This is a genomic window from Flavobacterium sp. (assembly GCF_041392005.1).
Lineage (GTDB): Bacteria > Bacteroidota > Bacteroidia > Flavobacteriales > Flavobacteriaceae > Flavobacterium.
In genome coordinates, this window is record NZ_JAWKMX010000007.1 from 43247 (window position 1) to 55347 (window position 12101).

Here is a 12101-nt window from a genome sequence, read left to right on the forward strand (position 1 = left end):
TATTTGTTATTTATATGTTATTGATTCTTAATATTTTAAAAAAATATTGATTTGTTAATCTTGTAAGGCAAAAACCTTCTGTAACAGCGTAGTAGTTCGTGCCGAAATATTATTTCGAATATCTTTTTCTTCAACGGCAATCATTTTAAAAACACCGTCCATTGCTTTGTTTGTTGTGTAATCAGTTAAATTAGGGTTTACATCGGTTGTAAGTGGCAACGAATTGTATTTTGTAATAATTTGATTCCAAATTTTATCGGCACCTACTTTTGCAAACGATTTTTGAATTACAGGATTGAATTTTGCATATAAAGCCGTAGAAGTTGTGTTTTGTAAATATTGAGTTGCAGCATTATCGCTACCCAAAAGTATGTTTTTAGCGTCGTTAAAACTCATTTGTTTCACAGCATCAACAAAAATAGGGGTAGCTTCTTTTACGGCATCTTCTGCAGCTCGGTTTAAAACCTTCAAACCTTCATCGGCTAAGCTAGATAATCCTACACTTCGCAATGTTTTATCTACTTTTTGTAATTCATCTGGAAGTAAAATTTTTACTAAATTATTTTTATAAAAACCATCGGTTGCGGTTAACTTAGAAACCTGTTGCGAAATGCCTTTATCTAAAGCTTCTTTTAAACCATTTCCTATTTCTAACTGGCTAAGTCCACCTGTTTGTTGCGGTAATTGTTCTAGTACTTGTTGCATTTCGGCACAACTTTGTAGCATAAAGACTGTTAAAACTAAACAAATTGTTTTTTTCATACTCATTTTAATTTTAAATTTGGAATAGTAATTGCGAATATACATTTTATGAAACGATATTTAGTCCTATTTTTTATTTTTTGTAACTTTTATTCTTTTGGTCAAGTTATAGAAGTAAGCCAAATTATACAAGAAAATAAAATTGTAAAATTTGATAAACAAAAATTAATACTGTTAGATTTTTGGGCAACTTGGTGTGCACCGTGTATTCCAGCAACAGAACAATTACAAGTGTTACAAAAAAAGAATACAAATAAAGTTTTTGTACTTTCTATAACCGATGAGCAAGTTGAAAAAGTAACTAAATTTCTTGTAAGAAAACCTTTTAATTTAATGGTAGCAAACGATATAGGTGGTCAAATTTTTAAAAAATATAATGTTTCAAAACGACCATATGCTGTTTTATTAAATCTTAATGGCGATGTTTTGTGGCAAGGTCATCCAAGCAATTTAACGCAAAGAAGTTTAGACTATTTTGCCAATAAAAATGCTAGAATAATAACTAAAAGCTTTAAAGAAGTGGTAAAAACTAGTGTTATAAAAATGGAAGATGTAGTAGATAAATACGAAATCTCATTAGCTAAAAATGAGACTTTTGAAGATTTTTACAATCAAGATGAAACTACAACAAAGTTTAGAGGTAGTTTTAAAAATTTATTGGCAAAATTATTAGGAACTTCAAAATTAAATATTACTTCTAATGTAGAAGATTTTATAGTTGATTTTAAAGCAAATAATCAATTTTTAGAAAACAATAAAAAGCGGGTTATAAATGAACTTTGTTCCGATTTTAAATTGCAATTAAAAAGTAGCGAAGAAAATGCGAATAGTAATGAAATTATAATAGAAGATTCTTCTAAACTTTGGCAAGCTGACACGTTTAACTGGTCTGAAGAAAATAAAATGGCTTCTAATTTTATTATTGGCGAAGAAAGTATTCAAGCCGATAATATAACCATTTCACAATTAGCCGATTTATTGTCAGATGTAAAAGGAGAACTTTATATTTACAAAGGAAATGATACCAATAAATACGATTGGGATTTAATTTATAAGTTTGAAGATTTGTTTACAACAGGGCTTCAAGATAATTTTGGAATAAAAATTAAAACAAATACAACTTTAGTACCAAAATATACAGTAACGAATTATTAGAAAAATACGATATAAAAAAAAAGAGTAGCGGTAAGCTACTCTTTTTAATTTTATTAGAATTCTAATTATTGAATAATTCTAAATTCAGTTCTTCTGTTTACTTGGTGCTCAGCTTCGCTACAATCAACACCGTTAGCACATCTATTTTTTAAGCGAGTTTCACCATAACCTTTAGCTACTAAACGGTTTCTTGAAATTCCGTTTGCTACTAAATAGTTTACAACCGATTGCGCTCTTTGTTGCGATAAACTCATATTGTAAGCATCATCACCACGAGAGTCAGTGTGCGACATAATTTCGATGCTTAAATTTGGTTTTTCTTTCATGAATTTCAACAAATGCTCATCGATAATTCTTTTTGATTCAGGTGTAATACGGGCACTATTCAACTCATACAAAATTGGTAAAATATTAGCACCAGAAGCAATTTTACAATCAACTTCTTCCCAAACAGTCATACCACCTTTTTTAACCAATTCTGTTCTTGTAACAGTTTCAGTTACTTCAGGTACAATTTCTTCAATTACTTGTGCCGGTTGGTCAACCACTTGTCTTTTTATAGTAGCATATTCAGCAGGAATTTCAATCTCGTCCATTCTTGCAGGTGTTTTAACTACTTGCTTTTTGTACGTTTTACTACTACCAGGTACAGGTACTTGTCTTGTAGTTGCATCAGTAGCTAATGTTTTAAAAGCAACAGTTGTGTTTTGAGCAGGATATTCTACAAAACAAGCTGTCATACATCCTTCTTTGTTAGCAGAAGGACAATCGTCTAATACTTTATATTCCCATCTTCCTACTTTAGGATAGGTTTCAATAGTTTTAGAATCGTTGTTAAAAGTTGCCGCAACAGGTTCTAAAGTAGTAGCAGCAGCTTTTCCTTCGTAAGAAACATCTATCGTTTCATAAACAGCCGGAACATAAACATATTTTTTTGAAGCTTCTTTTACTAAAACTTTTTCTTCAACTGTTTTAAAAGTTGCAGGGGTAGTTTTAATTTTTTTGTAACTCGGAGAAACCACCATAGTTTCAGTTACTTCTCTAAATTCATCCGGAGTAATACATTTAATGTAGCATTTTCCCGGATCGGCGTTTGCAGGCAACTCTTGACCTTTTACCAAGGTAGCAAAAGGAAGCACCATTAAAACAGATAAAATTCTTTTCATTTTTTATGTAAAATTTATAAGTTTCTATATTGCAAACATACTGCTTTTTAACAAATTATTAGGGAATAATTTGTAGAAATTTTTCTAAAATGATGTTTTTGTAATTTATAAAAGCATTGAAATATTTGTATTTTCTTGTTAAGAATAATTATAACAAACTGACAATCAATCATTAATGTAAATTATTCTGTTTTATTTTTGTAATAGAAGGTGTTTCTGTTTTCAATACAATAAAATATATTAAATTCGTAAATTGCGCTCAAAATTATAAGTGAATTTTTAATATGAAAGAACAAACACCTTATATTCCTAAAAATAAAGTACGAATTGTAACTGCTGCTTCACTCTTTGATGGGCACGATGCAGCTATAAATATTATGCGTAGAATTATTCAAGCAACAGGCTGCGAAGTAATTCACTTAGGTCATGATAGAAGTGTAGAAGAAGTTGTAAATACTGCTATACAAGAAGATGCTAATGCTATTGCAATGACATCTTATCAAGGTGGTCATAATGAATATTTTAAATATATGTATGATTTATTGAAAGAAAAAGGTGCCGAACATATTAAAATATTTGGTGGCGGTGGCGGTGTCATTTTACCTTCTGAAATAGAAGAATTACACAATTATGGTATTACCCGAATCTATTCTCCAGACGATGGGCGTGAATTAGGATTACAAGGAATGATAAACGATTTGGTTCAAAAAGCCGATTTCCCAACTGGAAATGTTTTGTCAAATGAACTTTCGGAACTTGAAAACAAAAATCCTATGGCAATTGCTCGAATTATTTCGGCTGCCGAAAATTTCCCAGATGTTGCAAAAGACACATTAGATAAAATTCATAATTTAAATCAAACATCAAAAATTCCTGTTTTAGGAATAACAGGTACTGGTGGTGCTGGAAAATCGTCGTTAGTTGATGAAATTGTGCGTCGCTTTTTAATCGATTTCCCAACTAAAACTATTGGATTAATTTCTGTTGATCCTTCAAAACGCAAAACGGGTGGTGCATTGTTGGGCGATAGAATTCGAATGAATGCAATTAACAATTCGCGTGTATATATGCGTTCGTTGGCTACACGACAATCTAATTTGGCGTTATCAAAATATGTACAAGAAGCAATTGAAGTGCTTAAAGCGGCACAATACGATTTAATTATTCTTGAAACTTCTGGAATTGGACAAAGTGATACCGAAATTCTTGATCATTCCAACGTTTCATTATATGTAATGACACCCGAATTTGGCGCGGCTACGCAATTAGAAAAAATTGACATGCTCGATTTTGCCGATTTGGTTGCACTTAATAAATTCGACAAACGTGGTGCGCTTGATGCTATAAGAGATGTAAAAAAACAATACCAACGCAATCATAATTTATGGGATAAAAATCCAGAGGATATGCCTGTTTTTGGAACAATTGCTTCGCAGTTTAACGATCCGGGAATGAATTCATTATACAAAGCGATAATGGATAAATTGGTTGAAAAAACGAATACTGAATTACACTCAACATTTGAAATTACCAAAGAAATGAGTGAAAAAGTATTTGTAATTCCACCAAACAGAACCCGCTATTTATCTGAAATTGCGGAAAATAATAGAAGTTACGATACTACAGCAACAAATCAAGTTGAAGTAGCCCAAAAATTGTATGGTATTTTTAAAACCATTTGTTCAGTTGCTGTCATTTCGAACGAAAGTGAGAAATCGCATATCATAAAATCAGGTTTAGACCAAGAAGCGATTCTAAAACTAGTTCAAAATGACAATAAAGAATTTTTAAACTTATTATTTAAAGAATTCGACCGCGTTAAAATGAACCTCGATCCGTACAATTGGGAAATAATTCAAAATTGGGACGAAAAAGTAAATCGTTATAAAAACCCAATTTATTCTTTTAAAGTTCGAGATAAAATTATTGAAATAAAAACACATACTGAATCGCTTTCGCATACACAAATTCCTAAAGTTGCCTTGCCAAAGTATCAAGCTTGGGGCGATATTTTACGTTGGAGTTTACAAGAAAACGTTCCAGGGGAATTTCCTTTTACTTCAGGATTGTATCCATTTAAGCGCGAGGGCGAAGATCCAACGCGTATGTTTGCTGGCGAAGGCGGACCAGAACGTACCAATCGTCGTTTTCATTACGTATCATTAGGAATGCCTGCAAAACGACTTTCTACAGCGTTTGATTCGGTTACATTATATGGTAATGATCCCGATTTGCGCCCAGATATTTACGGAAAAATTGGAAATGCGGGTGTTTCAATTTGTTGTTTAGACGATGCTAAAAAATTATATTCTGGATTCGATTTAAGTCATTCGGCTACATCGGTTTCTATGACAATAAATGGACCAGCGCCTATGTTGTTAGGCTTTTTTATGAATGCAGCCATTGATCAAAATTGTGAAAAATACATTATTGAAAATGGTTTGGAAGCTGAAGTTGAGAAAAAGAAGATAGAACTTTACGATGCAAAAGGCCTAACAAGACCTGCGTATAACGGCGATTTGCCAGAAGGAAATAATGGTTTAGGATTGCTTTTATTAGGTTTAACAGGCGACCAAGTTTTACCTGCTGATGTATATGCAAAAATTAAAGCAGAAACACTTTCGCAAGTTCGTGGAACCGTTCAAGCCGATATATTAAAAGAAGATCAAGCACAAAATACGTGTATCTTTTCTACCGAATTTGCCTTGCGATTGATGGGCGATGTGCAAGACTATTTTATTCAAAAAAATGTGCGTAATTTTTATTCGGTTTCCATTTCGGGCTATCATATTGCTGAGGCTGGAGCCAATCCCATTTCGCAATTAGCCTTTACATTGGCAAACGGATTCACTTATGTAGAATATTATTTGAGTCGTGGAATGGATATTAATGCTTTTGGGCCAAATTTATCTTTCTTTTTCTCAAATGGAATCGATCCAGAATATGCCGTAATTGGTCGTGTGGCGCGTAGAATTTGGGCAAAAGCTTTAAAAAATAAATACGGTGCCAACGAAAGAGCGCAAATGTTGAAATATCATATTCAAACTTCTGGTCGTTCGTTACACGCACAAGAAATAGACTTTAATGATATTCGTACCACTTTGCAAGCTTTGTACGCTATTTATGATAACTGTAACTCGCTGCATACCAATGCCTATGACGAAGCCATTACGACGCCAACAGAAGAATCGGTACGTCGTGCCATGGCAATTCAGTTGATTATTAATAAAGAATTAGGTTTGGCTAAAAACGAAAATCCTATTCAAGGTTCGTTTATTATTGAAGAATTAACCGATTTAGTTGAAGAAGCTGTTTTAGCCGAATTTGATAGAATTACAGAACGCGGCGGTGTGTTGGGCGCTATGGAAACCATGTACCAACGCAGTAAAATTCAAGAAGAAAGTTTGTATTATGAAACGTTGAAACACACAGGCGAATTTCCGATTATTGGCGTTAATACTTTCTTAAGCAGTAAAGGTTCGCCTACGGTAATTCCTGCCGAAGTAATTCGTGCTACTGAAGAAGAAAAGCAATATCAAATCAATACGCTTAAAAATCTTCATCAAGCAAAAGAAAATGAAGTTAAAAAACAAATAGACAGTATTCAAAACGCCGCTATTCAAAATCAAAACATTTTTGAACATTTAATGGAAGCTACCAAAGTGTGTTCACTTGGTCAAATTACTTCCGCTTTATTTGAAGTAGGCGGTCAGTATAGACGCAATATGTAATTTTATAAAAAATAATATAGTAAAAACAGACTTTATTTAAGGTCTGTTTTTTTAGTTTGGCACGACCTTTGAAATTAGAAAAACATACACAATATAAAAACGAATAGTTATGAGAAAATTTACTTTATTTTTAGCGCTTATCGGGATGATTTCGTTAAATAGTTGTACAGTTGAAGAAAATAATATTATAGACGATGCAAATGACCAAGATACCATAAGTGAAGTTTGGGAATATTCATTAAACTTTGGACCGGGTAACAGTTATAGTAATTTAATTACTTTTCCGCACTCTATTTATACTTCCGATATGGTTTTAGTATATCATTTATATGGAGTAGATAATGGAACTGATATTTGGCGATTATTACCGCAAACCTATTATTTTTCTGGCGGTGGCGAATTGGATTATAATTTTGATTTTACCGCTTACGATGCTCAAATTTTTATGGATGCTAATTTCGATATGAATACATTAGATCCAAGTTGGACAAATAATCAAGTTTTTAGAATTCTAGTTATTCCTGCTTATTTTGGAAATAAAATGGCTAACTCGCCAGTAGATTTTAACGATTATGAAGCTGTTATTGATTATTATAATTTGAACAACAAAAAAATAACTAAAATAGCAAAGTAAGATTACATATTAAACTCTAAAAAGCCGAAAAATTTAATTTTTCGGCTTTTTTTATTATTTTTAATAGGGGTTGATGTTTTTAAAATTGTTATTTTTTAAATTTAACCCTAAATTAAATAGGGGTTAATTTGTTTTTGTTTTAAAATTTATATATTTGCAGTAAAAATTAATAGGGTATAACAAAAAAAACAACTTTATGGCAACTATTCGCTTCCGTGCACTTGCTGAAACTGCTAATCGCAAACCAGCAGCAGTTGAAAAATTAGATCGTAAGTCGCAAATTTTTGGAACAAACGTTTTTAACGACAAAACCATGCGTCAGTTTTTAACACCAGACGCTTACAAAGCCGTACAAAATGCTGTGCAGCACGGAACAAAAATTGATAGAAACATTGCCGAATATGTGGCAATGGGTATGAAAGAATGGGCGTTATCAAAAGGAGTGACGCATTATACACACTGGTTTCAACCATTAACAGGAACAACTGCTGAAAAACACGATGCTTTTTTTGAAACGTCGTTTGATGGTTCAGATCCTGTTGAAAAATTTGGAGGTAGTCAATTAGTACAACAAGAACCCGATGCTTCTTCATTTCCAAATGGTGGTATTCGCAATACTTTTGAAGCGCGTGGTTATACCGCTTGGGATCCAACATCGCCAGCATTTATTTATGGTACTACATTGTGTATTCCAACTGTATTTGTATCGTATACTGGTGAAGCTTTAGATTATAAAACACCTTTGCTACGTGCTTTACATTCAGTGGATGAAGCAGCAACTGCAGTGGCAAAATATTTCGATAAAAATGTAAAAAAAGTTACACCAACATTAGGTTGGGAACAAGAATATTTCTTAGTAGATAAAGCTTTAGCTAATGCTAGACCAGATATTTCTTTAACAGGAAGAACGCTTTTAGGACACACTTCTGCTAAAGGGCAACAATTGGAAGATCATTATTTTGGTTCAATTCCAAGTCGTGTGCTAAACTATATGCGCGATTTAGAAAATGAATGTATGTTGTTGGGCATTCCAGTAAAAACACGTCATAATGAAGTGGCACCTAATCAATTTGAATTAGCACCTATTTTTGAAGAAACCAATTTAGCCGTAGATCATAATTCATTGTTGATGGATGTGATGCAAAAAGTAGCCGAACGCCATGATTTTAAAGTATTGTTGCATGAAAAACCTTTTAAGGGTGTAAATGGTTCAGGAAAACACAATAACTGGTCTATGGCGACTGATACAGGTGTAAATTTGTTAAGTCCTGGAAAAACGCCAATGAGCAATTTACAGTTTTTAACCTTTTTTATCAATACCATAAAAGCTGTTTATTCTTACGAAGAATTGTTACGTGCGTCAATTGCATCGGCTAGTAATGATCATCGTTTGGGAGCTAATGAAGCGCCTCCAGCAATTATTTCGATTTTTATTGGGCAACAATTATCTGCTGTTTTAGATGAATTAGAAGGTGTTTCAAACGGAAAATTATCGCCAGAAGAAAAAACCGATTTAAAACTAAATGTAGTTGGAAAATTACCAGATGTTTTATTAGATAATACTGATAGAAACCGTACATCGCCATTTGCTTTTACCGGAAATAAATTCGAGTTTAGAGCAGTAGGTTCAACGGCAAACTGTGCCAATCCAATGACAACATTAAACGCAATTGTAGCCAAACAGTTAATGGATTTTAAAGTAGAAGTTGATGCTTTAATCGGAAAAGGATTGAAGAAAGATGAAGCTATTTTTAATGTATTAAGAGAATACATCAAGCAAACGAAAAATATTCTATTTGAAGGAGATGGTTATAGCGATGCTTGGGAAAAAGAAGCTAAAAAAAGAGGGTTAAGTAATTATAAAACTACACCTGAAGCCTTAAAAGCAAAAGTTTCTAAAAAAGCAATTCAATTGTTTGAAGAATTGGGCATTATGAACCATGTAGAAGTAGAGGCGCGTTATGAGATTGAAGTAGAAGAATATGTAAAACGCATTCAAATTGAAAGTCGTGTATTGGGCGATATTGCTCGTAATCACGTAATTCCAACAGCAATTAAATACCAAAATACATTAATTGACAATGTAAAAGGATTGAAAGAAATTTTTGGAAAAGATTTTGAAAAATTAGCCAAAGAGCAAATGTCTTTAATCAAAGAAATTTCGGAACATATTGAAGGTATCAATTCAAAAGTGGAAGCCATGATTGAGGAACGTAAAAAAGCTAATAATTCAACCAATGTTGAAAAAATGGCAGAAGCGTATTGTAATAAAGTGAAACCATATTTTGAAGAAATTCGTTATCATACCGATAAACTTGAATTATTAGTTGACGATGAAATGTGGACTTTAGTGAAATATAGAGAATTACTATTTGTTCGCTAATTTAATTCGAATAAAAGACTACAAATAAATTACTTGCTATTAATTGAGCCTAACAGATTTTATTTTGTTAGGCTTTTTTATGCAATTAAAGATTTAAAGAAAAGCTGAAAAGTAATATTATTGATTTAATTCTAGAAATACATTATTTTGCTTTTCGCAACAAAAAATAAGTTTTTATTTCGATTTTAATGAAAGTGAATTAAATACAACCGAGCAACAAAAAATAACATTGTGGATGACGGAATATCCTAATGCGGTTGTTTTAAAAATGGAAAGTTTTTGCGATTGGGTAGGAAATAATCCTTATAATAATACGCTTTCGGATAGACGAATACAAACCATTAAGAATATATTACTCAATAAAATTCAATTTGATAAAAATGCTGAATTAAATTCCTATGGCAAACGTTTTTTGCAAAACAAAAAACAAAGCGAAAACCGTAGAGTAGATGTGTATTATACATATCCTATTGATGATTATACAGCTGTTGTAGCACCAAAAAAAACATTGAATGAAAACGTTCTAGACGCTGAAATTGGAGAAATATTACGATTAGAAAAACTATATTTTTATAATAATTCAGGAGATTTCAAACCAGAGTCAAAACCTGTTTTAGAGCAATTGTTACAAACCATGAAGCAACATCCTACGGTAAAAATCGAAATTCAAGGACATATTTGTTGTATGAAAGAAGTCGATAAACTTGATATTGCAAAAGTTCGAGCTTTAGCGGTTTATAATTATTTGGTAGAAAACGGAATTAACAAAAATCGTTTGCAATATAAAAGTTTTGGTAGCTCAAAACCAATTTATGCTATTCCTGAAAAAAACGATACAGAACGCGATGCAAACCGACGTGTTGAAATTTTAATTCTAGAAAAATAAAGAATAAAATTTCCTTTTTGGCAAAAAAGTTGTTACTTCGTAATATATTATGAAAAAATTTAGTTACAGTTTAATCGTATTTTTATCGTGTCTTTTTGCAAATGCTCAAGATACGATTTCCTTTTATTTTGAATCGGGAAAATATGAATTATTAGCCAAAGAAAAATTGAGATTGAACGAATGGATTGTTGCCAATTCAACATCAAAAATATTAGCCATTCATGGTTTTACCGATGAAGTAGGCACTTCAGCTTCAAATGATACGCTATCTAAAAATCGTGTACACTACATTTATAATCAAATAAATGGAAAAGTAGCCATTCGCAATGATTTTAAAACCATCAGTTTTGGCGAAAATTTTAAACGAGATCAAGAGCAAGCAAAAAACAGAAGAGCTTCTATTTTTTATTTACAAGAAAAAGATTTAGCAAAAGAAAATGAAATTTTAGGAATTGAAATTGAAAAAAAAGAACCTATAATTATTCCCGATAGCTTACCGTTTCACGAGAAAATAAAATTAGCCCAAGTAGGTACTAAAATTACACTTAAAAATATCAATTTTTATCAAAACACATTTCAAACCACACAAGATTCGCAAGCTTCACTTTACGATTTGTTGTTTGTTATGCAAAATAATCCAAATTTAAAAATACAAATACAAGGTCATATTTGTTGTGTCGATAAAGATAGACGCAATTTGTCGTTAGAAAGAGCCAAACAAATTCGTCGTTTTTTACAATGGAAAGGCATTCCGCAAGGTAGAGTAAGTGTTACAGGTTTTGGCACAACCCAGCCCATTTATCCAATACCAGAAGCAAATGAAGAACAAGCGGCAGCAAATCGTAGGGTAGAAATAGAAATTTTGAGCAAGTAATTTTATTATTTTTGTGCTACCTTTATTGAAAATTAAATAAAAAATAATGAAAAAATATACCATTTATTTATTAGCAATAATTACTTTATTTGCCGTAAGTTGTAATAACGATTGCTCTGAAAATGTTGATGCACCCGAGTCGCCTTCAATTTTTGTAAACTTTATCGATTCAAGTTCTAACCATAATGTTTTTACCGATTCTATTTACTTTGCAGGCGAAACTACTGTAAAAAATTATCTCGAAAAAGATATTTCCTTCTCTATACTAGATTCTTTAAATGTAATGCACGTTGTTTTAGAAAATGAAGTAATATTAAATGACACCATTTTTGTTACTTTAAACAATAGTGAACTGGCTACTACTAAAGAAATTAAAATTTTATACGCAACCGAAAAAAAAGAAGAAGAATGTTATACACTTTATAAAACAACAAACGTTGCGGTTCTTGATTACGAAAACGAATTGCTTAACGATATTTACCAAATAAAAGTAGATTAAACACACCTTTT

The 12101-nt window shown here is 31.8% G+C and carries 9 protein-coding genes; 7 read left to right on the forward strand and 2 right to left on the reverse strand.

Going from position 1 to position 12101, the window contains the following annotated elements:
* Window positions 1-54 precede the first annotated feature (54 nt).
* On the reverse strand, window positions 55-762 hold the full coding sequence (locus R2808_RS05420; protein WP_371269943.1) for a DUF4197 domain-containing protein: 708 nt from the start codon (window positions 760-762) through the stop codon (window positions 55-57).
* A gap of 48 nt (window positions 763-810) precedes the next feature.
* Here R2808_RS05420 and R2808_RS05425 point away from each other — a divergent pair, with 48 nt between their 5' ends.
* Complete coding sequence (locus R2808_RS05425) at window positions 811-1917, forward strand: TlpA family protein disulfide reductase (protein WP_371269944.1); 1107 nt, start codon at window positions 811-813, stop codon at window positions 1915-1917.
* Window positions 1918-1982: 65 nt separating this feature from the next.
* Here the strand turns inward: R2808_RS05425 and R2808_RS05430 are convergent, their stop codons facing one another.
* Entirely contained in the window at window positions 1983-3083 is a 1101-nt protein-coding gene (locus R2808_RS05430) for an OmpA family protein (RefSeq protein WP_371269945.1), read from the reverse strand.
* A gap of 284 nt (window positions 3084-3367) precedes the next feature.
* Here R2808_RS05430 and R2808_RS05435 point away from each other — a divergent pair, with 284 nt between their 5' ends.
* The 6 genes from R2808_RS05435 to R2808_RS05460 all read left to right on the forward strand — a co-directional run bounded on the left by R2808_RS05435 (window position 3368) and on the right by R2808_RS05460 (window position 12090).
* Window positions 3368-6814, forward strand: a complete 3447-nt coding sequence (locus R2808_RS05435) for a methylmalonyl-CoA mutase family protein (protein ID WP_371269946.1) — start codon at window positions 3368-3370, stop codon at window positions 6812-6814.
* Window positions 6815-6923: 109 nt separating this feature from the next.
* On the forward strand, window positions 6924-7448 hold the full coding sequence (locus R2808_RS05440) for a hypothetical protein (protein WP_371269947.1): 525 nt from the start codon (window positions 6924-6926) through the stop codon (window positions 7446-7448).
* A 196-nt stretch (window positions 7449-7644) separates the two neighbouring features.
* Window positions 7645-9831 carry a glutamine synthetase III gene (locus tag R2808_RS05445; RefSeq protein WP_371269948.1) on the forward strand — a complete coding sequence of 729 codons (2187 nt, stop codon included), beginning with the start codon at window positions 7645-7647 and terminating at the stop codon, window positions 9829-9831.
* 235 nt (window positions 9832-10066) lie between these two features.
* On the forward strand, window positions 10067-10717 hold the full coding sequence (locus tag R2808_RS05450) for an OmpA family protein (RefSeq protein ID WP_371269949.1): 651 nt from the start codon (window positions 10067-10069) through the stop codon (window positions 10715-10717).
* Between the two features lie 49 nt (window positions 10718-10766).
* Window positions 10767-11591 carry an OmpA family protein gene (locus tag R2808_RS05455; RefSeq protein WP_371269950.1) on the forward strand — a complete coding sequence of 275 codons (825 nt, stop codon included), beginning with the start codon at window positions 10767-10769 and terminating at the stop codon, window positions 11589-11591.
* Between the two features lie 46 nt (window positions 11592-11637).
* Window positions 11638-12090: a hypothetical protein gene (locus R2808_RS05460; RefSeq protein ID WP_371269951.1), complete on the forward strand. Its 453-nt coding sequence runs from the start codon at window positions 11638-11640 to the stop codon at window positions 12088-12090.
* The last annotated feature ends 11 nt before the right edge of the window (window positions 12091-12101 follow it).

Coding starts and splice junctions, on each gene's coding strand:
- R2808_RS05425 (WP_371269944.1), top strand. CDS start 811: ATGAAACGATATTTAGTCCTATTTTTTATTTTTTGTAACTTTTATTCT.
- R2808_RS05430 (WP_371269945.1), bottom strand. CDS start 3,083: ATGAAAAGAATTTTATCTGTTTTAATGGTGCTTCCTTTTGCTACCTTG.
- R2808_RS05445 (WP_371269948.1), top strand. CDS start 7,645: ATGGCAACTATTCGCTTCCGTGCACTTGCTGAAACTGCTAATCGCAAA.
- R2808_RS05460 (WP_371269951.1), top strand. CDS start 11,638: ATGAAAAAATATACCATTTATTTATTAGCAATAATTACTTTATTTGCC.
- R2808_RS05440 (WP_371269947.1), top strand. CDS start 6,924: ATGAGAAAATTTACTTTATTTTTAGCGCTTATCGGGATGATTTCGTTA.
- R2808_RS05455 (WP_371269950.1), top strand. CDS start 10,767: ATGAAAAAATTTAGTTACAGTTTAATCGTATTTTTATCGTGTCTTTTT.
- R2808_RS05435 (WP_371269946.1), top strand. CDS start 3,368: ATGAAAGAACAAACACCTTATATTCCTAAAAATAAAGTACGAATTGTA.
- R2808_RS05420 (WP_371269943.1), bottom strand. CDS start 762: ATGAAAAAAACAATTTGTTTAGTTTTAACAGTCTTTATGCTACAAAGT.
- R2808_RS05450 (WP_371269949.1), top strand. CDS start 10,067: ATGACGGAATATCCTAATGCGGTTGTTTTAAAAATGGAAAGTTTTTGC.